At 73.6% G+C, this 21,724-nt stretch carries 15 protein-coding genes, 2 tRNA genes and 1 riboswitch; of the genes, 12 read left to right on the forward strand and 5 right to left on the reverse strand.

The genetic code is table 11. From position 1 onward, the window contains the following. Window positions 1-136 precede the first annotated feature (136 nt). The 6 genes from ACE4Q9_RS17725 (at window position 137) to ACE4Q9_RS17750 (ending at window position 5,447) form a co-directional block, all read left to right on the forward strand. Window positions 137-2,296, forward strand: coding sequence for a DEAD/DEAH box helicase (locus ACE4Q9_RS17725; protein ID WP_397985191.1), 2,160 nt, complete (start codon window positions 137-139; stop codon window positions 2,294-2,296). 115 nt (window positions 2,297-2,411) lie between these two features. Then, window positions 2,412-3,956 carry an amino acid permease gene (locus tag ACE4Q9_RS17730; protein ID WP_397985192.1) on the forward strand — a complete coding sequence of 515 codons (1,545 nt, stop codon included), beginning with the start codon at window positions 2,412-2,414 and terminating at the stop codon, window positions 3,954-3,956. An 88-nt stretch (window positions 3,957-4,044) separates the two neighbouring features. After that, window positions 4,045-4,117, forward strand: a tRNA-Lys gene (locus ACE4Q9_RS17735). Window positions 4,118-4,181: 64 nt separating this feature from the next. Then, window positions 4,182-4,718 carry an NADPH-dependent FMN reductase gene (locus ACE4Q9_RS17740; RefSeq protein WP_397985193.1) on the forward strand — a complete coding sequence of 179 codons (537 nt, stop codon included), beginning with the start codon at window positions 4,182-4,184 and terminating at the stop codon, window positions 4,716-4,718. A 50-nt stretch (window positions 4,719-4,768) separates the two neighbouring features. Beyond that, a complete protein-coding gene (locus ACE4Q9_RS17745) occupies window positions 4,769-5,176 on the forward strand; it encodes a leucine-rich repeat domain-containing protein (protein WP_397987253.1) in 408 nt (135 codons plus the stop codon). Further along, window positions 5,070-5,447 (forward strand): leucine-rich repeat domain-containing protein, encoded by a 378-nt coding sequence (locus ACE4Q9_RS17750; RefSeq protein ID WP_397985194.1) that lies wholly within the window; start codon window positions 5,070-5,072, stop codon window positions 5,445-5,447. The genes ACE4Q9_RS17745 and ACE4Q9_RS17750 overlap by 107 nt, the downstream gene beginning before the upstream one ends. A gap of 123 nt (window positions 5,448-5,570) precedes the next feature. Here the strand turns inward: ACE4Q9_RS17750 and ACE4Q9_RS17755 are convergent, their stop codons facing one another. Next, complete coding sequence (locus ACE4Q9_RS17755) at window positions 5,571-6,200, reverse strand: DUF2637 domain-containing protein (RefSeq protein WP_397985195.1); 630 nt, start codon at window positions 6,198-6,200, stop codon at window positions 5,571-5,573. Window positions 6,201-6,598: 398 nt separating this feature from the next. Between ACE4Q9_RS17755 and ACE4Q9_RS17760 the strand changes: the two genes are divergently transcribed. The 4 genes from ACE4Q9_RS17760 to ACE4Q9_RS17775 all read left to right on the forward strand — a co-directional run bounded on the left by ACE4Q9_RS17760 (window position 6,599) and on the right by ACE4Q9_RS17775 (window position 10,437). After that, window positions 6,599-7,780 (forward strand): dihydrofolate reductase family protein, encoded by a 1,182-nt coding sequence (locus ACE4Q9_RS17760; RefSeq protein WP_397985196.1) that lies wholly within the window; start codon window positions 6,599-6,601, stop codon window positions 7,778-7,780. A gap of 46 nt (window positions 7,781-7,826) precedes the next feature. Next, window positions 7,827-7,900 (forward strand) — tRNA-Met (locus ACE4Q9_RS17765). Window positions 7,901-8,198: 298 nt separating this feature from the next. After that, window positions 8,199-8,368: riboswitch (cyclic di-AMP (ydaO/yuaA leader) on the forward strand. A gap of 7 nt (window positions 8,369-8,375) precedes the next feature. Continuing rightward, entirely contained in the window at window positions 8,376-9,425 is a 1,050-nt protein-coding gene (locus ACE4Q9_RS17770; protein WP_397985197.1) for a M23 family metallopeptidase, read from the forward strand. Window positions 9,426-9,492: 67 nt separating this feature from the next. Beyond that, entirely contained in the window at window positions 9,493-10,437 is a 945-nt protein-coding gene (locus ACE4Q9_RS17775) for an aldo/keto reductase (RefSeq protein WP_397985198.1), read from the forward strand. Window positions 10,438-10,455: 18 nt separating this feature from the next. On the opposite strand, the gene ACE4Q9_RS17780 is transcribed toward ACE4Q9_RS17775, so the two are convergent. The 4 genes from ACE4Q9_RS17780 to ACE4Q9_RS17795 form a co-directional block, all read right to left on the reverse strand. Next, window positions 10,456-11,811 (reverse strand): PrsW family intramembrane metalloprotease, encoded by a 1,356-nt coding sequence (locus tag ACE4Q9_RS17780; protein WP_397985199.1) that lies wholly within the window; start codon window positions 11,809-11,811, stop codon window positions 10,456-10,458. 41 nt (window positions 11,812-11,852) lie between these two features. Next, window positions 11,853-12,665 (reverse strand): tRNA (guanosine(46)-N7)-methyltransferase TrmB, encoded by an 813-nt coding sequence (trmB, locus tag ACE4Q9_RS17785; protein WP_397985200.1) that lies wholly within the window; start codon window positions 12,663-12,665, stop codon window positions 11,853-11,855. A gap of 13 nt (window positions 12,666-12,678) precedes the next feature. Next, entirely contained in the window at window positions 12,679-13,926 is a 1,248-nt protein-coding gene (gene lhgO, locus ACE4Q9_RS17790; protein WP_397985201.1) for an L-2-hydroxyglutarate oxidase, read from the reverse strand. 83 nt (window positions 13,927-14,009) lie between these two features. Then, window positions 14,010-15,434: an MFS transporter gene (locus ACE4Q9_RS17795; protein ID WP_397985202.1), complete on the reverse strand. Its 1,425-nt coding sequence runs from the start codon at window positions 15,432-15,434 to the stop codon at window positions 14,010-14,012. 710 nt (window positions 15,435-16,144) lie between these two features. On the opposite strand from ACE4Q9_RS17795, the gene ACE4Q9_RS17800 reads away from it, so the two are divergent. Further along, on the forward strand, window positions 16,145-18,226 hold the full coding sequence (locus tag ACE4Q9_RS17800) for an asparagine synthase-related protein (RefSeq protein ID WP_397985203.1): 2,082 nt from the start codon (window positions 16,145-16,147) through the stop codon (window positions 18,224-18,226). 195 nt (window positions 18,227-18,421) lie between these two features. After that, window positions 18,422-21,676 carry a BTAD domain-containing putative transcriptional regulator gene (locus ACE4Q9_RS17805; RefSeq protein ID WP_397985204.1) on the forward strand — a complete coding sequence of 1,085 codons (3,255 nt, stop codon included), beginning with the start codon at window positions 18,422-18,424 and terminating at the stop codon, window positions 21,674-21,676. Window positions 21,677-21,724: the final 48 nt, after the last annotated feature.

Genomic DNA, 21,724 nt, shown 5'->3' on the forward strand with positions numbered 1-21,724 from the left:
TGCCCGGCGCCACCACAGAGCGCGCCGTGTGGCGCGTACTCTCCCTTGCCGTGGCGGACCGCATTGAGGCGGTCGTGTGCGAATCACGGAGTTGACGGGCGCGTGCCGACGAGACTCCGGAAGGTTTCGCATTCGCATGTCCGTGTCCAGTTTTGACCAGATCGTCGTGCCCGAAAACGAGAACGAGAACGAACTCGTGGACGAGACGACCGAGGCCACTGAGACCCAGGCCCCCGAGGCCCCCCAGACCCCCCAGATCACCTTCGCCGACCTCGGGCTCCCCGAGGGCGTCGTGCGCAAGCTCGCGCAGAACGGCGTGACGTCCCCCTTCCCGATCCAGGCCGCGACCATCCCGGACGCCCTGCTCGGCAAGGACATCCTCGGCCGTGGCCGCACCGGCTCCGGCAAGACCCTCTCCTTCGGTCTGCCGACGCTGGCGCAGCTGGCCGGCGGCCGCACCGAGAAGAAGCGCCCCCGCGCGGTCATCCTCACCCCGACCCGCGAGCTGGCCATGCAGGTCGCGGACGCCCTCCAGCCGTACGGCGACGTCGTCGGCCTGAAGATGAAGGTCGTCTGCGGCGGCACCTCCATGGGCAACCAGATCTACGCCCTGGAGCGCGGCGTCGACATCCTCGTCGCCACGCCGGGCCGGCTGCGCGACATCATCAACCGCGGCGCCTGCTCGCTGGAGGACGTCCAGATCACCGTCCTCGACGAGGCCGACCAGATGTCCGACCTGGGCTTCCTGCCCGAGGTCACCGAGCTGCTCGACCAGGTCCCGGCGGGCGGTCAGCGCATGCTGTTCTCCGCCACCATGGAGAACGAGATCCAGACCCTCGTCGACCGCTACCTGAAGAACCCCGTCTCCCACGAGGTGGACGCGGCCCAGGGCGCGGTGACGACCATGTCCCACCACATCCTCATCGTGAAGCCCAAGGACAAGGCGCCGGTCACCGCCGCGATCGCCTCCCGCAAGGGCCGCACGATCATCTTCGTCCGCACCCAGCTGGGCGCCGACCGCGTCGCCGAGCAGCTGCGTGACGCGGGTGTGAAGGCCGACGCGCTGCACGGCGGCATGACCCAGGGCGCGCGCACCCGCACCCTGGCCGACTTCAAGGACGGCTACGTCAACGTCCTGGTCGCCACCGACGTCGCCGCCCGCGGCATCCACGTCGACGGCATCGACCTGGTCCTGAACGTGGACCCGGCCGGCGACCACAAGGACTACCTGCACCGTGCGGGCCGTACCGCGCGTGCGGGCCGTACCGGCACCGTCGTCTCCCTGTCGCTGCCGCACCAGCGGCGCCAGATCTTCCGTCTGATGGAGGACGCCGGCGTCGACGCGGGCCGGCACATCATCCAGGGCGGCGCCGCCTTCGAGCCGGAGGTCGCCGAGATCACCGGCGCCCGGTCCATGACCGAGGTGCAGGCCGAGTCCGCGGGCAACGCCGCGCAGCAGGCCGAGCGCGAGGTCGTCCAGCTGACCAAGCAGCTGGAGCGCGCCCAGCGCCGCGCCGCCGAGCTGCGTGAGGAGGCCGACCGCCTGGTGGCCCGTGTCGCCCGCGAGCGCGGTGAGGACCCGGAGACCGCGGTGGCCGAGGCGCAGGCGTCCGCCGCCGAGGAGCTCGCGGTGGCCGAGGAGCCCGTCGCGCAGCAGGCCGAGCGCGAGGAGCGTCCGGCGGCTTCGGCGCCGTACGAGCGCCGGGAGCGCCGTGACGACCGTGGTGGTGCGCGTGGCTTCGAGCGCCGCGATGACCGCCGTGACGACCGTCGTGACGACCGTGGTGGCCGTTCCTTCGAGCGTCGTGACGACCGTGGTGGCTTCCGCCGCGACGACCGCCGTGACGACCGCCGAGACGACCGTGGTGGCCGTTCCTTCGAGCGCCGCGACGACCGTCGTCCGTTCGACCGTGATCGCCGTGACGACCGTGGTGGTGCGCGTGGCTTCGAGCGCCGCGATGACCGCCGTGACGACCGTCGTGACGACCGTGGTGGCCGTTCCTTCGAGCGTCGTGACGACCGTGGTGGCTTCCGCCGCGACGACCGTCGTGACGACCGCGGTGGCCGTTCCTTCGAGCGCCGTGACGACCGCGGTGGCTTCCGCCGGGACGACCGCGGCGGCCACCGGGGCAGCGACCGCCCGTTCAACCGCGACCGCCGCGACGACCGTCCGGGCTTCCGCTCCGGCGGCCACGAGCGCCCCTACGGCCGTCGTGACGACCACCGCGGCACCGGCGGCACCGGCTCCTCCTTCGGCCGCCGTGACGACAAGCCGCGCTGGAAGCGCAACGGCTGACGCACAGCGCCGTACGCACCGCGAAGGGCCCGCACGACCGATGTCGTGCGGGCCCTTCCGCGTACCGCCCCCGAGTGACGCATGTCACGCCCGTGACGGGGGAATTGCTGGGGGCATGACAGAAGACGCGACAGGCGACGCCACACGGGACGTCACAGGTGACACGAAGGGCGCCGCGCCGGCGGGCGGGCTCTCGGACGAGGAACGGCTGGCCCAGCTCGGTTACACGCAGGTCCTCGCCCGCCGTATGTCGGCGTTCGCCAACTACGCGGTGTCCTTCACGATCATCTCGGTCCTGTCGGGCTGTCTGACCCTCTACGCCTTCGGCATGGCCACGGGCGGCCCCGCCGTGATCACCTGGGGCTGGGTCGCGGTCGGCCTGATGACGCTGCTCGTGGGGCTGTCGATGGCCGAGATCTGCTCGGCGTACCCGACCTCGGCCGGCCTGTACTTCTGGGCCCACCGGCTGGCACCGGCCCGCTCGGCGGCCGCGTGGGCGTGGTTCACGGGCTGGTTCAACGTGCTGGGCCAGGTCGCGGTCACCGCGGGCATCGACTTCGGCGCGGCCTCCTTCCTCGGCGCATACCTGAACCTCCAGTTCGGCTTCGAGGTCACGCGCGTGCGAACCGTCCTGCTCTTCGCCGCGATCCTGTTGCTGCACGGCCTGCTGAACACCTTCGGCGTGCGGATCGTCGCCTTCCTGAACAGCGTGAGCGTGTGGTGGCACGTGCTCGGGGTGGCGGTCATCGTCGGCGCGCTGGCCCTCGTACCCGACCACCACCGCTCGACGTCCTTCGTCCTCACCCACTTCGTCAACCGGACGGGCTGGGGCAGCGGTGTCTACGTCGTGCTGCTCGGCCTCCTGATGGCCCAGTACACCTTCACCGGCTACGACGCCTCCGCCCACATGACCGAGGAGACGCACGACGCGGCCACGGCGGGCCCGAAGGGCATCGTGCGCTCCATCTGGACGTCCTGGATCGCGGGGTTCGTGCTGCTGCTCGGCTTCACCTACGCGATCCAGTCGTACGACAGGGAGCTGACGTCCGCGACGGGCGCGCCGCCGGCCCAGATCCTGCTGGACGCGCTCGGCGCCACCTCCGGCAAGCTGCTGCTCCTGGTGGTGATCGGCGCCCAGCTGTTCTGCGGCATGGCCTCCGTCACCGCCAACAGCCGTATGATCTACGCCTTCTCCCGCGACGGCGCGCTGCCCTTCTCCCGCCTGTGGCACACGGTGAGCCCGCGCACCCGCACCCCGGTGGCGGCGGTCTGGCTGGCCGCGCTCGCCGCGCTGGCCCTCGGCCTGCCCTACCTGATCAACTCGACGGCGTACGCGGCGGTGACGTCCATCGCGGTGATCGGCCTGTACCTCGCCTACGTCGTCCCGACCTTCCTGCGGGTCCGCAAGGGCGCGGCGTTCGAGCGGGGCCCGTGGCACCTGGGCCGCTGGTCGGGGGTGATCGGGGTGATCTCGGTCCTGTGGGTGCTGGCGATCACGATCCTCTTCATGCTCCCGCAGGTCTCGCCCGTCACCTGGGAGACCTTCAACTACGCCCCCGTCGCCGTCCTGGTCGTCCTGGGCTTCGCCGCCACCTGGTGGCTCGTCTCCGCCCGCCACTGGTTCCTCGCCCCGGCCCCCTCGGACCCCGTCAAAAACTAGCCATCCCGCCCCGCGACGCGGCCGGGTCCCCCCTACCCGATCGGAGACCCGGCCTCCTGCGGCTATGCTCGGACAGGCAACATCGCCTGGGCCCTTAGCTCAATTGGCAGAGCAGTGGACTTTTAATCCATTGGTTGTGGGTTCGAGTCCCACAGGGCCTACGGAATCGCCCCCAGCTCAGGAGCAGTTCGAGCTGGGGGCTGGTCCGTTTCGAGGGGGGCGGGGATGATTCTGTTGCTGTCGGGGAGCCTGCGGGCAGGTTCCGTGAACGAGCTGCTGTTGCGGACGGCGCAGGTGGTCGCGGCCGATGCGGGTGTGCGGGCCGTCCGGTACGACGGGCTGGGGCGGCTGCCGCACTTCAATCCCGATGACGACCGGGACCCGCTGACGGCGGCCGTGGCCGAGCTGCGGGCGGCGATCGGCGCGGCGGACGGGGTGCTGATCTGCGCGCCGGAGTACGCCGGGACGCTGCCGGGCGCGTTCAAGAATCTGCTGGACTGGACGGTCGGCGGGACCGAGATCTGCGACAAGCCGGTCGCCTGGGTCAATGTGGCGGCGCCGGGGCGCGGGCAGGGCGCGGAGGCCACCTTGCGGACGGTGCTCGGGTACACCGGGGCGGCCATCGTGGAGGCGGCCTGTGTCCGGGTGCCGGTGGGGCACGGGGACGTGGGCGAGGACGGGCTCGTCGCGGACCCGGAGATCCGCCGGCGGGTCGGGGAAGTGCTGGGCCTGCTGACGGCGGCCGGGGCGGGGGCGGCGTGACACCGGGTTCCGGGAGCGTGCTGAATCTGTGGCGGCGGCGGCTGGGCCGGGTGCCCGAGTCGGTCTGGGAGCGCACCGGCCTCCAGGTGCTGATCCTCGCGGACAACGGGCTCACCGACCTGCCGGACGGCATCGGGCGGCTGCGCTCCTTGCGGACCCTGGACCTCGGGCACAATCGGCTCCCCTCGGTGCCCCCGGCGATCGGGGAGCTGACCGGGCTCGACGGCTGCCTCTACCTGCACGACAACGCGCTCGCCGAGCTTCCCGGGGGAACTGGGGAAGCTGACGCGGCTGCGGTACCTCAACATCGGCGAGAACGCTCTCACCGCCCTGCCCGAGAGCATCGGACGGATGGCGGCCCTGGTCGAACTCCGGGCGCAGCACAACCGGTTGGCCGCGCTGCCGGACACCATCGGCGCCCTGCGCGCCCTGCGCGAACTGTGGCTGCGGGGCAATGAGCTGATGAGCCTGCCCGCGTCCGTGGCGGGCCTGCGCGAGCTGCGCCACCTCGACCTGCGGGAGAACGCGCTGACCGAACTGCCGTCCTGTCTGGCCGGATTGCCGCTGCTGCGGCAGCTGGACGTGCGCGGCAACCGGCTCACCCGGCTGCCCGGCTGGCTCGTGGACCTGCCCGCACTGGAGAAGCTGGACCTGCGCTGGAACCACGGCCTCCGGGAATCGCCGGTGACAGCGGAACTGGAGCGGCAGGGCTGCGTCGTCCTGCGCTGACCGGGCCTGCGGCGGTGGTACCGCGTTGACCGGGCTCGCGCTGACCGGGCCTGCGGCGGTGGTACCGCGTTGACCGGGCCCGCGATGACCGCGCCCGCCGGTGTCCCGGCGGGCGCGGTGGCCTCATCTGACGTCGTACGGTCCCTGTGTCTTGGGATTGCGGCGGCTGTGTGCCGCGTGCCGGGGGCGGGTCACCTTGGAGGAGACCTGGCCGACGATCTCCCAGAAACACACCAGGGCGGTGATCGGCGGAATTCCGAAGATGATCAGGGAGAGCGGGGAATGCGCCGTGTGACAGACGCACAGGGCGACCGCCATGGTGGAGGCGCCCAGCAGAACTCCCCAGGATCTTCTGGCACCTCGGTTCTGGACCGTCGCCCGCAGAATGGAAAGCGCCGCCACGAGCCAGGGCCCGTACACCGTCAACGGCCACCATTGTGCGAGGCGCATCGGCAGTACGGAGGAAGCGGTGGCGCGGAGTTGGGCGTAGGAATAGGAGAAGGACCAGCCCAGCATGCACAGCGCGCACACCGAGATGGTGGCGATCAGCAGCGTGACGGGCGCGCCGCGCTGATCGTCGCGCAGCAACCCGGGCTCGGTGCGGATGCGCCGGCGATTCTTCCGGTGGCTGGACCTGCCGTGGGGCGGGGTGGCCGGGTCGGGATTCGCGGCGGACGCGCCGGACAGCATCTGGGCCAGTTCCTCGACCGGGTCCCACTGCATCTCGAGCGTGCTGAACTCGTAGTCACACATAACGTCTTCATCGTGAATCCTGTCCATCGGCTGAGTCCTAGAGCCTCACCATCGCCCGCAGGTACTCACTCTCCAGCTGGCGGATTCTTCTCAAGAAATCGTCAAGAAGATCGGAACAGCCGTCGGTGAACACCTCGCCTTCCTTGCTTTCCACCCGGAATGTGACCGGCGAGTGGAGATTCAGCGCTGCGCGTCTCTCTGTGCGTGCCACGGTCAGCTAACGAGCCTCTCGGGAGCTGAGGGTGTGGGGCATTCGGGTGCTTCTGTAACTCGAAAGCGGGGTTCGGCGGTCCTATGACAGCAACGGGCGGAAATAAGAATGCTTTTAGGGCGGGCCGGGCGGCGCGTGCCGTCCCCCTGGGCGGGCCGGGTCGGCGGCGGGCCGCACACTGGAGTCGATGAGCACCGAGCGAGCTTTGCCCGAGTCCGCGCCGTACCCGTACGTGCTGCTGTCCGCCGCCGTCTCCCTCGACGGCTGCCTGGACGACACCGGCCCGCAGCGGCTGCTGCTGTCCGGACCGGCCGACTTCGACCGGGTCGACGCGGTACGGGCCTCGGCCGACGCCCTCCTGGTCGGCGCCGGCACCCTGCGCGCCGACAATCCGCGGCTGCTGGTTGCCTCCGCCGAGCGGCGCGCGGCCCGGCTCGCGCGGGGCCGGCCGGAATATCCGCTGAAGGTCACCGTCACCGGCACCGGCGATCTCGACCCCGCGGCCCGCTTCTGGCACACCGGCGGCGACAAGCTCGTCTACACGACCGACGCGGGCGCCGCACGGGTCACCCGTCTCCTCGGCGGCGCCGCCGACGTCGTCGCACTCGGCCCGGAGCTGGACTGGCGGGCCCTGCTCGGTCACCTGCGAGCCGAGCGCGGGATCGGCCGGCTGATGGTGGAGGGCGGCGCGGCCGTGCACACCCAGCTCCTCCAGCAGGGCCTCGCCGACGAGCTCCAGCTCGTGGTCGCCCCGCTGATCGTGGGCGATCCGGCCGCCCCACGGCTGTTCGGTCCCGGCCGCTACCAGGAGGGCCGGCTGCGGCTCGTCGAGTCCCGCCGGATCGAGGACGTCGTCCTGATGCGCTACGAGCCCACCGCGCCCGGCACCGGCCCGGTGCCCACCGCCGCCGACCGGCACTGGCTGCGCACCGCCTGCGAACTGGCCGCGCTGTGCCCGCCCTCGCAAACGGCCTTCAGCGTCGGTGCGGTCGTGGTCGCCGCCGACGGCACCGAGCTGGCCCGCGGCCACTCCCGCGAGGGCGGGGACCCGGTGGTGCACGCGGAGGAGGCGGCGCTCGCCAAGACCGACCCCGCCGATCCGCGGCTGCCCGGCGCCACCGTCTACAGCAGCCTGGAGCCCTGCGCCCGCCGCGCCTCGCGCCCCGCGCCCTGCGCCGAGCTGATCCTGCGGGCGGGGGTGCGCCGGGTGGTGACCGCCTGGCGGGAGCCGGACACGTTCGTGGTGGCGGCCGACGGCACCGGGGTGCTGACGGCCGCGGGCGCCGAGGTCGTCGTCCTGCCCGAGTACGAGCCGCTGGCCAAGGGGCCGAACCGGCATCTGGCCGGCCGATCCGGAGCCCCGTCGTAACCGGTGTGCTTTCCGCCCTGGTGATGGCGTACAGTAGAGACATCGCCGCGGGGTGGAGCAGCTCGGTAGCTCGCTGGGCTCATAACCCAGAGGTCGCAGGTTCAAATCCTGTCCCCGCTACTGATATCTCAGGGCCGGAATCCAGTTCATGGATTCCGGCCCTGAGTGTTTTCCGGACCCCGAAGGGGGGTTACCCCCAGTGACCGTTCGACCGCCCAGCGCATAAGATCTGAGTCACCATCAAAAACCGGGTGACTCCTGAACGGCGGTCAACTCGCCCGGATTGGCGGGCCGCTGGGCGGTAAGTCCACGGGTTTGAACCTTAATGATCAAGCCGAACGGCTTGGAAAGTTCCCCTCCGGTCTATTAACGTTCGATAACGCAGCGCGGTCGTCCCAGCCGTCACCCGAGGCGGCTCCGTGCGCACGCGCCGAATCCCGCGAGGGAACCGGGGAACCACCACCTTGGGGTGAATCACGCGGACACCACCGCGGACTCAGCCGAGTCCACGAGCGGTATACGCGCGTAGGAGACCTTCCTGCTCCGAACCCGTCAGCTAACCCGGTAGGCGGAGGAAGGAAAGGAGCACGCCCCCGTGGCGTCCAACCGTCCCGCCCCCGAAGCACCGTTCGTGCCCGCTCAGCGCGCACCCGAGTCGTTCGGTCCCGGCCCCGACGGCGACGGACCCTGGGAGGAGTGGAACCCCGGCGAGGAGTCCGTCGCCCCGGTCCGCGGCCGCCACCGCGTCGCCAAGCAGCGCGGCGGCTTCGCCCGCAGCTCCACCGTCCTCGGCGTCGGCGTGATCGCCGCCGTCGGCGCGGGCGGCATCGCCAGCGCCAACCCCGGCAAGCCGCCGGTCTCCGTCTCGATGCCCGACCTGCCGGACGTCTCGGTGCCGCACCTGTCCACCGTCGAGCACTTCCTCGGCGACGACTCCGCCGAGACGCCCAAGGCCGAGACCGCCACCGCGCTCACCGACCTCGGGCGGACCACCGAGGGCGCCACGGACACCGGCGCGGGCGAGGCCCTGCGCAACCGGATCATGGCCCAGGCCGAGCAGCAGCAGGGCCAGGCCGACAGCAAGGCCACCGCCGCGATGGTCGCCGCCGCCCAGCAGCAGAGCGACGCGGCGGCCGCCAAGGCGGAGAAGGAGGCCGCCGCCAAGGCCGCCGACGCCAAGGAGCAGGCGGAGGCCGACGCCAAGAAGGCGGCCGCGGCCAAGCGGCTGGCCGCGCTGGCCAAGCAGTACACGCTGCCCGTCGTCTCGTACACGATCACCGGCACCTTCGGGCAGCCCGGCGCCATGTGGTCCTCCGGCTACCACACCGGCCTCGACTTCGCCGCCCCCACCGGCACCCTGATCAAGGCCGTCCACGGCGGCACCATCACCCAGGCCGGCTGGGCCGGCGCCTACGGCTACCGCACCGTCCTCACCTTGGACGACGGCACCGAGCTGTGGTTCTGCCACCAGTCCTCGATCAACGTCTCGGTCGGCCAGAAGGTCGCCACCGGCGAGGTCATCGGCCGCGTCGGCGCCACCGGCAATGTCACCGGCCCGCACCTGCACCTGGAGGTGCACCCGGACGGGCAGCCGACCGCCGTCGACCCCGCGCCCTGGCTGCGCGACAAGGGCCTCAACCCCTGACGGAACCGCGCCGGTTCCCGCACCGGCGGCGGAATGCGGTCATCCGTCGCCGGTGTTGATGTGGAGCATGACTTCTCTGCGCACACTGGGCTCATCCGACCTCGAGGTCTCCCCGCTCTGCCTGGGCGGCAACGTCTTCGGCTGGACCGCCGACGAGCAGACCTCCTTCGCCGTCCTGGACGCGTACACGGCCGCGGGCGGCAACTTCATCGACACCGCCGACGTCTACACCGCCTGGATCGAGGGCCACCAGGGCGGCGAGTCCGAGACCGTCATCGGCAAGTGGGTCAAGGCCCGCGGCAACCGCTCCGACGTCGTCATCGCCACCAAGGTCGGCCAGCACCCGCAGTACCGGGGCCTGTCCGCGGCCAACATCAAGGCCGCCGCCGACGCCTCCCTGGCCCGCCTGGGCACCGACTACATCGACCTCTACTACACCCACTTCGACCAGCCCGAGGTGCCGGTCGAGGAGATCATCGGCGCGCTGGACGAACTGGTGAAGGCCGGCAAGGTCCGGCAGATCGCCGCGTCCAACATCAGCGCCGAGCGGCTCAAGGAGTCCCTGGACTTCTCCACCCGCGAGAACCTGGCCCGCTATGTGGCGCTCCAGCCGCACTACAACCTGGTCTCCCGCGACACCTACGAGGGCCCGCTCCAGGACCTCGTCGCCCGCGAGGGCCTGTCCGCGGTGCCGTACTTCGCGCTCGCCGCGGGCTTCCTGACCGGCAAGTACCGGCCCGGCGCCACGGTGGACAGCGCCCGTGCCGGCTCGGCCGCCAAGTACGCGGAGACCGAGCGCGGCCAGAAGGTGCTCGCCGCCCTCGACGAGATCGCCGGCGCACACGGGGCCGCGCACGCCACCGTCGCCCTCGCCTGGCTGGCCGCCCAGCCGACCGTCACCGCTCCGATCGCCTCGGCCCGCACCCTGGAGCAGCTCCCGCCGCTGCTGGCCGCCGGCGAGCTGAAGCTGACGGACGACGAGCTGGAGAAGCTGACGGCCGCCTCGGCCTGAGCAGCCAGGGCTCGCAGGTCACATTTGGTACGGGTGGTACGACGGGTACGACGGGTACGGCGCAGCCGGGTAGCCGTACCCGTGCCCCTGCGGCTGCCCCGGCCGGATGTACGCGTGCCCGTACGGCGCGGGCGCCCACCCCATCGGGATGTGGGCGGCGGCCGACCTGAGGGCCGCGTACTCCAGGGCCGGCCGGGCGGCCTCCCGGCGCTGCCACAGCTGATCGAGCAGTTCCCGCTCGCGGATGGCGAAGTCGGCGCCCGCCCGCCCCTGGCGGCCCTGCCGGCGCAGCAGCGCGAGGGCGGTGGCGTACGTCTCGTACTGGGCGACCGCCCGTGCCGTGGGGCGGCCGGCGTGGTGGCGGGCGTAGTCGCGGGCCATCCGGCGGGCGCGCATCGAGCCGAGCGCGAAGGGCTCGGCCGGGCCCAGCCAGCCGGCCAGCACGTACGTGGGCAGCTCCTCGCGCACCGTGCGCAGCTCCCGCTGCCGGGTCCAGACCGCGAGCCAGGTCAGCAGCCCGAACGCCGGCAGCATGAAGGCGCCGTAGACGGCGAGGAAGCCGTACTGGCCGAAGCCGGCGGAGCTGTTCCACAGGGAGTGCATGCACATCGCGAGCAGCAGACCGCTGAGCGGGAGCAGCACCCGCCGGGCGCGCCCGCGGGCCCCGTACAGCGCGGCGAGGCCGAAGCCGATGCCGGTGCAGGTGGTGAACAGGGGGTGCGCGAACGGGGACATCACGATGCGCACGAAGAAGGTGGCGGCGGTGACGGAGACGATGCCGTGGCCGCCGCTGATCCGGTCGGTGCCGAAGGCGGTGCCGAGATAGAGGATGTTCTCGGTGAACGCGAACCCGGTGGCGGTGATCCCGGCTATCACCATCCCGTCCACGATCCCGGTGAACTCGCGCCTGCGGAAGAGGAAGACCAGCAGGACGGCCGCCGCCTTGGCGGACTCCTCGACTATCGGGGCTATCAGGGTGGCGCCGAGGGTGTTGGCGCCCGCCGGGTCCGCGGTGGAGGTGGCTATCCACTTGGTCGCGAAGCTGTTCGCGACGATGGCTATCAGCGCCGCCGCGAACGCGCCCCAGCAGAATGCGAACACCAGGTTCCGCCAGGCGAACGGCGCCACCCGGTCCAGCCAGCGGAACGCGGTGACCAGCCAGGGCACCGGCAGCACCGCGAGGCCGAGACCCACCAGGAACCCTTCGGTGCCGGTCTCCTTGCGCACCAGCGCCAGGATGACCAGCCCGGACATGGCCAGCAGCGTGATCAGCGCGCCGTACCGCACCCACCGCAGCTGCCACCAGTGCGGGTGGCGCAGCGTCTCGCCGCCGGGGCTCGGGGGGTACATCGGGTACGCAGAACTGGTGGCCACGGCATCGACCCTAACGGTGGCGGGACGCGGGGCTGAGCGGTTTACCTGCGGCGGAACAGGAGATCGTGCACCACATGACCCTTGTCCAGCCCCTGCCCCTCGAAACGGGTCAGCGGCCGGAACGCGGGCCGGGGCGCGTAACCGCCGTCGGGCTGGATGTTCTCGTAGGAGGGGTGGGCGGTGAGCACGTCGAGCATCTGCTCGGCGTACGGCTCCCAGTCGGTCGCGCAGTGCACCAGCGCGCCGGGCCGCAGCCGGGTCGCGGCGAGGTCGAGGAACTCGGGCTGGATCAGCCGCCGCTTGTGGTGGCGCTTCTTGGGCCAGGGGTCCGGGAAGTAGACCCGGAGTCCGGCGAGCGCGTCGGGGCGGAGCATCTCGCGCAGCAGGATGATCGCGTCCCCGTTGCCCACCCGGATGTTGTCCAGCGCGTTCTGCTCGGCGAGGTTCAGCAGATTGCCCTGGCCGGGGGTGTGCACATCGACCGCGAGCACATTGGTGTCCGGGTCGGCGGCGGCCATCTGCGCGGTGGCCTCGCCCATGCCGAAGCCGATCTCCAGGACCACCGGACGGTCGTTGCCGAACAGCTCGGCGAGGTCGAGCACCCGCTGTCCGTCGATGTCCAGTCCCCAGGCCGGCCACAGCCGCTGGAGCGCGTCGGCCTGCCCGCTCGTGACCCGGCTGCGGCGCGGCTGGAAGCTGCGGATCCGCCGCTCGAAGTGCGAGCCGGCGGGATCGGCCTTCGGGCCGTCCGGGAAGCGCGGCTCGCCCTTGGCCCGGCCGGGCCGGGGGGCGGCACCGGGGGCGTCCGGGGCCGGCTCGGACAGGACGTCGGGGGTGTTCAGCGCATCAGACACAGTACGAACGAGTCTACGGGCGTCCGGCGGATATGCCCGCGCCGTCGGCCACGGCCAGCATCTCCAGGGCCCGGCGCGCGACCTCCCGGCCGATCGGCAGGGACGCGGTGGCCGCCGGGGACGGCGCGTTCAGCACATGCACCGCGCGGGGGCCCTCCTTGATCAGGAAGTCGTCCACCAGCGAGCCGTCCCGCAGCACCGCCTGCGCCCGCACCCCGGCCGGCGCCGGCACCAGGTCCCCGGCCCGAACCGCGGGCAGCAGCCTGCGCACCGCCGCCAGGAAGGCGTCCTTCGACAGCGAGCGGTGCAGCTCACCGGCGCCGTAGCGCCAGTGCCGCCGGGCTATCGCCCACGAGCCCGGCCAGGCCAGGGTGCCGGCCAGCTCCCGCGGCCGCACGACCCTCCAGTCGTACCCCTCACGCGCCAGGGCCGGTACCGCGTTGGGGCCGATGTGGACGCCGCCGTCGATGCCGCGGGTCAGATGCACGCCGAGGAACGGGAAGGCCGGGTCCGGCACCGGGTAGACCAGGCCGCGCACCAGCTCGGGCCGCGCCAGCTCGTAGTACTCCCCGCGGAACGGCACGATCCGCACGCCCGGCTCGTCACCGGTGAGCCGGGCCAGCTCGTCGCAGTACAGCCCGGCGCAGTTCACCAGCACCCGCGCGCGCACGACCTCGCCGGCCGCGGTGCGCACGGCCACGCCGCGCTCGGGGCGCCGGTCCACGCCGGCGACCCGCGCGCCGTAGCGGATGTCGGCGCCCGAGGCGCGGGCGAGCTGCCGGGCGACGCCCGTGTAGTCGCACACGCCGGTGCTGCCGACGTGTATCGCGGCCAGCCCGCGCACCTCGGGTTCGTACTCCTCGATCTGGGCGGCACCCAGCTCGCGCACCGGTATTCCGTTCTCCCGGCCGCGCTGGACCAGGGCGTGCAGCCGGGGCAGCTCGGCGCGCTCGGTGGCCACGATCAGCTTGCCGGTGACGGCGTGCTCGATGCCGTACTCGGCGCAGAACGCGACCATCTCGGCGGCGCCGCGCACCGCGTACCGCGCCTTGAGGGAGCCCGGCCGGTAGTAGATCCCGCTGTGGATCACCCCGCTGTTGCGGCCCGTCTGGTGGCGCGCCGGGCCCGGCTCCTTCTCCAGCACGGTCACCCGTGTCCCCGGCGCCGCACGGCCGATCGCGTACGCCGTCGACAGCCCGACGATCCCCCCTCCGACCACGAGCACATCGCAGTCGTACGCCCCGACCGGCACCTGCACCACCTCCCACGTCGATAGTGCACTGCGCCACTGACAACGCCTTCAAACACGGGATGCCGCGGTACGGCCGACGCGCGGGGATGTCTTTACGCGGGCGCCATCAGCAGGGGCCGGGCCCGCTCCCGCAGCTCGACCACGCGCGGCTCGTCGCCGTACGCCTCCAGCCGGTGCAGCAGATCCCGGACGTACTCGGTGGTCCGCGCCGAGGAGATCCGGCCGGCCACCTCGACCGCCCGCACCCCCTGCTCGCAGGCAGCGTCGAGGTTGCCGGACTCCAGCTCGGCCACCGCGGAGACGACCAGGCGCAGCCCGTGCGAGCGCACGAACTCCTCCGTCGGCTTCGACAGCGCCTGCTCGGTGAAGCGGCGCACCTGGCGCGGCAGCTTCAGGTCCCGGTAGCACTCGGCCGCGTCGGCGGCGAACCGGTCGTAGCCGTAGAAGCCGAGCCACGAGGGATCGTTGTCCCCCTCGCGGGAGCGCTCCAGCCAGCTCTCCGCCGCCTTCAGCGCCGCGCCCGCCGCCTGGGCGTCCCCGGCGCGCGCGTGGGCGCGCGCCTCGACCAGCCGGAAGAAGCTCATCGTGCGGGCGGTGGCCAGCCCCCGGTTGCGTTCGAGCGCGGCCTGCGCGAGGTCGACGCCCTCGTCCCCGAACCCCCGGTAGGTCGCCTGGAGGGACATGGAGGCGAGGACGTACCCGCCGAGCGGTACGTCGGCCGCCGCGCGGGCGAGCCGCAGCGCCTGGATGTAGTACCGCTGCGCCGCCTCCTGCTGGCCGGTGTCGAAGGCCATCCACCCGGCGAGCCGGGTCAGTTCGGCGGAGGCGCCGAACAGCGCCCGGCCGACTTCGTCGGAGTACCCGCCGAGCAGCAGCGGCGCCGCCTCGACCCGCAGGCACTCCGGCACCATGGACGAACGCCAGTCGCCGCCCCCGTACTTGGAGTCCCAGCGCCTGGCGTCCTCGGCGGCCTCCCGCAGCTTGCGGACGTCGCTGTGGCCGACTCTGACCGGTGCGCCGGTGCCCTCGGCGGCGCCGTCCGCCCGCGCGACCGAGCTGTCGGCGGGGGTTATCAGCCAGCGCGAGGCGGGCGTCGCGTAGGCGCTCACCGCGAACGATCCGGCCAGCGACTGCCAGATCCCGCCCGAGCCGGCCCGGCGTCCGGCGAGGTCGAGGCGGTACAGCTCGGTCGCCGAGCGCACCGCCTGCGCCACGTCCCTCGGGAAGGCGAGGCCGACCTCGGGCGCGGGGTCCGCGTCCGCCAGGCCGATCTCGTGGAGCGGCACCGGGCGGCCGAGCTTCTGTCCGATGGCGGCCGCGATGAGGTGGGGCGCGGCGCCCTGCGGCACCATGCCCTTCGACACCCAGCGCGCCACGGACGTCTTGTCGTAGCGAAGTGTCAACCCGCGTTGGGCGCCAAGGTCGTTGACGCGGCGCGCGAGTCCTGCGTTGCTGATTCCCGCGAGGGCGAGAACGGCGCCGAGCTTTTCGTTCGGCCCGCGTTGCTCCCTGGACATGCGCCACCCCTCGACACAGACGGCCGCCGCGCGGGCATAACCGTGCGGCATTCGTAAACCCAGCGTAGTTCGCCGCATCCCAAGCGTTAAGGGGCATTGTTCCGGATGGCGGGATTGTGGTCCGTACGGGAGTGCGGACCAGTACGCACCGTGCACGGACGGCCGTCGCGTGCCCCCGCGTGTGTGGCCGTGCGCCCGGCCGTGCGCTCTCCTGTGGCCGGCTCGTGGGCGGTTACCTGGTCCTGCGTGGGTCGGCCCGCTGTACTGGATCCAGCGGGCTGGGGGACACCGCCGCCTTCATCCCCGCGGGTGGCGGACCGGTCCGGGAGGCGGATGCCGTCTCCCGGACCGTGCGTGCGTCCGGGGCGACGCGCGAGCCGCGAGCCCCTACGGAGCGTGCTCATCTCCCCTGTCACTTCTGCTATTTGGCTGAAAATCGTCCCGGAGTCGACGGGGACATTTCTGCTCCGACCATGCAACTTGGGGGCGTGAAAGGCGTTATGGGGGAGTGTGCAGGGGGCGCATTCGCGTCGCGCCCTGCCTGGTGAGTGGCCACCCGAGCGCCGGCCCGCCCGCGGCGCCCGGCCGCCGACCGCCTTCTCCCTCCGCCGTTCCGGGCGGTGTCACCACACCTCTCCCACGCGTCCTTCGTGGCAGCATGGGGACCGGTTCGATCGGTGCACTGGTTGTCCCCGGGCTGTGGAGGCACGATGCGGTGGTTGGTGGGGTGGAGCAGCGCCGCCGGGGGCGCGGCCGGGCTCGGCTCCGCCGGTTCGCCGGGCGCCGCGGGCTCGCTGGGTTACGACGGCGAGACCCTGCACCCGGTCGGCTCCCAGCTCCTGTGGGGTGACCCCGACCCGCTGTGGGCCGTCGGCGACTGGCGCCCGGACGAGGTGCGCGTGATCAAGGCCGACGAGCAGAACCGGATCGCCGTCCTCGGCATCTGCGGCGCCTCCGACGAGGAACTGCGGCGCGGCCTGTTCACCGCGCGCGGCGGCGCGCTGCGCCATCTGACCAACTGGCCCGGCAGCTACACGGCCGTCGTCCAGGTCGGCCGCCGCGTCACCGTCTGCGGCGACCTCGCGGGCGCCCGCCCGGTCTTCCACACCCCGTGGGCGGGCGGCACGGCGTACGCCACCGCCGCGCTGCCGCTCGCCGACCTCATCGAGGCCAACCTCGACTTCGGTCATCTGGCCGCCCTGCTCGCCGCCCCGGACGTCCCGGCCGCGCTGCGCGACACCACCCCCTACGAAGGGGTACGGCGCATTCCGCCCGGACACGCGCTGGTGCTGCGCGCGGGGGCGCGGGAGATCGCCGGGTACGACCCGGTCTCCTCGCTCGCCGTGTCCGCACCCCCGGCCGATCCCGACCGCGCGGTGGACGCCGTACGCGACGCCCTGGTGGAGGCGGTGCGCACCCGGCTCTCGGCGCCGCGGCACGTGCCCGACCTCGATCCGGGTCCGGTGCCCGGGATGGGGCCCGCCGAGCGGCGCGCCCGGCGCGGGATGCCGGTGCCCGGAATCGGCGCCGACCTGTCCGGCGGGCCGGCCTCCGCCACCCTCGCGCTGCTCGCCGCCGGGCTGCCCGGGCGGCCCGGCACCCTGCTCGGGCACGGCGCCGGCGAACGCCTCCTCGCCGTCACCTTCAACGACCTCGCCGTCGGCGGCCGCGAGGCCGAGGTGCAGCGGGCGGCGGCGCTCGCGGCCGACCCGCGGCTGCACCACGTGGTGGTGACCGGCGGCGAGGAGGCCCTGCCCTACGCCGACCTCGACGGCCCCCTCACCGACGAGCCAGGACCCTCGCTGGTCACGGCCGGGCGGCACCGGGCGCGGTTGGCCGCGGGCAGCGCGGACCACTTCACCGGGCACGGCGCGCGGCAGGTCCTGGACGCGCACCCGGCCCGGCTCGCCGACCTGCTGATGGACCGCAGACGCCGCCATCTGGTCCGGCCGGTCGCCGCGCTCGCCCGTGCGGACGGCTCGGTCCTGGTCTCCGCGCGCGTGTACGGCGCGGCCCGGCGGCTCGCCCGCACGCCGTACCGGGCCGGCCTGGAGGAGCTCGCCGAGCGGCTGATGCGGCGGCGGTTCGAGGAGCCGAGGGGGGCGGTCGGGGCATCGCTCGCGGCGCTGACCTGGGCCGCGCCGGGTCCGGCCGCCCGGTGGCTCACGGGGGAGGCACTGGCTGAAGTATCGGTTCTGCTCGGGGTGGAGGGGGACCGGTCGGGTACGGGGGCGCAGCGGCCCGGCGAGCACCGGGCACGGGCGGCGCTCGCCCGGTACGCGGCGGACCTGCGGGTGCTGGAGCAGTCCGCGGAGGTCCGTTCGCAGCGGCTGCACGCGCCGTTCCTGGACAACCAGGTGGTCCGCGCGTGCCGGGAGCTGCCGGAGGCGCTGCGGGTACGGCCCGGTGCGCGGGCCGAGATCCTGCGCACGGTCCTGGAGAGCACCGGCATCACCGAACTGCCGCCCGGCTGGGGCACCCCGTCGCACGCCTCCTCGGCCGCGGCCGCGCGGGCGGGCCTGCGGCTGTCCGCCGACCCGCTGCTCGACCTCTTCTCCCGCCCGCTGCTCGCGGACGCGGGGCTGGTGGACGGGGGCGTGGTCCGCAAGGCGCTCCGCTCGGCGGCGGCGGGGTCCACGGTGGAGGGGCTGGCCGACCTGGTCTCCCTGGAACTGTGGCTGCACCGCCTGCTGGCCCGCCGGGGCACGTGCTGGACGGGAACGCCGGCGCGGTCGCGGGCGGTGCCGGCGGGGATCCAGCGGCGGAGGGACGCGCTGGCCTCCGGCGCGTGAGGGTTTCGGCCGGGCGCGTCAGGGGTGGGGGTGCGTGCGGCGGGGTGGCGTCCGCGGGTGCGTCGTGGCTGGTCGCGCAGTTCCCCGCGCCCCTAGGGAACTGCAGCGCTGCTACCCGTGTGGCGCCGCCGTTCCGCCCAGCCCCCGCCCGCAAACCCTTCGTCCGGAACTCCCGTCACCCGCGACAATGACCCGGTGCGGTACAGAATTCTCGGCATCACGCAGGCAGCGGACCCTGACGGCACCCCCGTCCCCCTCACCGCCCCCCGTCTCCGTACCCTCCTCGCCGTCCTCGCCCTGCGACCCGGCCGCACCACCACCCCCGCCACTCTCATCGAGGAGATCTGGACCGACGCCCCGCCCCAGGACGCCCCCGCCGCCCTCCAGGCCCTCGTCGGCCGGCTCCGCCGCACCCTCGGCAAGGACACGGTCACCTCCACCCCCGGCGGGTACCGCCTCGAAGCCACCGAGGACGACATCGACCTGTACGTCTTCGAACGGCTCACCCGCACCGGCACCGCCGCCCTCACCGCCGGCGACCCCGCCACCGCCCACCGCACCCTCACCGACGCCCTCGCCCTCTGGTACGGCCCGGCCCTCGCCGACCTCCCCGACCGCACCGCCGCCACCCGCCCCGAGGCGCTGCGCCTGGAGGCGACCCGTGCCCGTGCCGCCGCCGCCCTCGCCCTGGGCCGCGCCCGAGAGGTCGTACCGGAGCTGCGGGAGATGACCGCGGCCCACCCGTACGACGAACCGCTGCACGCCCTCCTCATCCGCGCCCTCACCGCCACCGGCCGCTCCGCCGACGCCCTCGCGGCCTACGAGTCCGCCCGCCGCACCCTCGCCGACACCCTCGGCACCGACCCCGGCCCCGAACTGCGCGCCCTGCACGCCGGGTTGCTGGCGCAGGAGCACCGCCCCGCCGCACCTCCCCCGGCCCGCGGGGGCAACCTCCGCCCCCGGCTCACCTCCTTCGTCGGCAGGGAAGGCGAACTCGACGCCGTACAAGCCGACTTGAAGCGGTCCCGGCTCGTCACCCTCACCGGCCCCGGCGGCTCCGGGAAGACCCGGCTCGCCGAGGAGGCCGCCGCCGCCCTCGCCCCGGCCTGGCTGGCCGAACTGGCCCCGCTGGACCAGCCGGACGCGGTGCCCGGTGCCGTGGTCAGTGCCCTCGGCCTGCGCGAGACCGTGCTCCGCAACCCCGAGCTGGCCGCCCAGCAGACCGACCCCACCGCCCTGTTGATCGAGTACTGCGCCCCGCGCGCCGAACTCGTCGTCCTCGACAACTGCGAGCACGTCATCGACGCGGCCGCCGCCCTCGCCGAGACCCTCCTCACCCACTGCCCGCGCCTGACCATCCTCGCGACCAGCCGCGAACCCCTGGGCGTGCCCGGCGAATTGGCGCGCCCGGTCGAACCCCTCGTCCCGGAGCAGGCGCACCGCCTCTTCACCGAACGCGCCAGGGCCGCCCGCCCCGACGCCGACGCGGTGCTCGGCGACACCGCCGCCGTGGCGGAGATCTGCCGCCGCCTGGACGGGCTGCCGCTCGCCATCGAACTGGCCGCGGCGAGGCTGCGGTCGCTCACCCCGCGGCAGATCGCCGACCGCCTCGACGACCGCTTCCGCCTGCTCACCTCCGGCAGTCGCACGGTGCTGCCCCGGCAGCAGACCCTGCGCGCGGTCGTCGACTGGTCCTGGGACCTGCTGGACGAGCGAGAGCGCAACGTGCTGCGCGAGGTCTCCGTCTTCGCCGGCGGCTGGGACCTCGCCGCGGCCGAGGCCGTGTGCACCGGACCGGTGGCGGACCTGATCGGGGCGCTGGTCGACAAGTCCCTCGTCCTCGCCACTCCCGGCGGCCCCGGCGGCATGCGCTACCGCATGCTGGAGACCATCCACGAGTACGCCGCCGAGCGCGCCGCCGAGACCCCCCACCTGCGCGCCGCCGCCGAGCGCCGCCACCGCGCCTGGGCGCGCGCCCTGGTCGAGGAGGCCGATCCGCGGCTGCGCTCGGCGGACCAACTCCACTGGATATCCCGCCTGGAGAGCGACCTGGACAACATCCGCGCCGCCCTCGACCGCGCGGTGCGCGCCGGCGAGGAGGCGGAGGCGGGCGCGCTCGTGCGGGCCATGTGCTGGTTCTGGTGGCTGCGCAACTACCGCCAGGAAGGGGTGGCGCGGGTACGTCAGGTGCTCCGCCTCGGCGCCGCCCTCGACGCCGGGGCGGCGGCCGACCCGGCGACCCTGATGGCCCGCACCGAGTCGGCCGACCACGTGGCCGCCCTGCTCGCCGCACCCGACGCCGAGGCCGCCCACCCGCTGCGCGAACTCCGCATGGACCTGCGGCTGTTCGAGCTGTTCCTGACGGCGGGCGGCGGCCTGGACCGCCTGGCCGGCGACGAACGCACCCCGCGCTATCTCGCTCTCGTCCGGGCCGCGTACCAGCCGGGCGGCCCGGTGGCCGCCCGGCTCCCCGGCGTCGTCTGGCCGATGACCGCCTACTACCTGGGCGGCCCGGACGACGCCGGCCGGGACATGGCCCCGGTGGTCGCCAACTGCCGTGTGCACGGCGGCGATTGGGAGCTGGGCGCCGCGCTGATGCTCCGCGCCCATGTGCTGGTCGACTCGCCGGGCAATCTGCGCGGGGTGGACGAGGACCTGGCCGAACTGCGGGTGCTCAGCCGCCAGGTCGGGGACCGCTGGATGCGGGCGCAGGTGTGCAGTGCGGCCGGCGAGGCGGAGATGGCGCGCGGCCGGTTCGCGGAGGCCCGCGGGGAGTACGAGGAGGCGCTGCGGCTCGCCTACGAGGTGGGCGCGTACGCGGAGTCGCCGTTCCTGCTGGCCCGCCTCGCCGACATCGCCTTCCGCTTCGGCGACCGGGACACCGCGCTGGCCGCCCTGGACGAGGCCGGTACCGCCGCGGACCGGTACGCGGTCCCGGAGTCCCGCGCCTTCATCCTGCTGATGCGGGCCTGGATCACCTTGTACGACGGCCGGATCGCCGAGGCCCGGACACACTTCGAGGCGATGCGGGACGCGGCGGGACCCGAGCCGGCCCCGCCGCAGTTCGTGGCCGCGCTGCGGACCGTCGAGGCGCTGCTGGTCGCCGCGGAGTCGGGTCCCGAGCACGGTCTGCCGATCCTGGCGGGGGCGCTGGAGGAGGCCGTCGCCGTGCGCTGCGCCGAGTCGATCACCGGTGGCATGGTGGACGCCGCGGCCGGTCTGCGCGCCCGGCTCGGGGACCTGCCGGGCGCGCTGCGGCTGTACGCGGCCGCCGACCACTGGCGCGCCGGCCGCCCGCGCAGCGAACCCGAGCGCACCGAGGCCGCCCGCATCCGTGCCGGGGCCCGCGCCGCCCTGCCCGCCGAGCGGTACGCGGCCGAAGAGGCCCGCGGCGCGGGCTACGACGAGGCCGACGTGCTGCGCGAACTGCGCCGGGCCACCGTGAGATGACCGCCGCCGGGCGACCCCGGCCGCCTGTCGGACGGTCCCTGCCGCCCG

The organism is Streptomyces sp. AM6-12 (genome assembly GCF_044327085.1).
Taxonomy (GTDB): domain Bacteria; phylum Actinomycetota; class Actinomycetes; order Streptomycetales; family Streptomycetaceae; genus Streptomyces.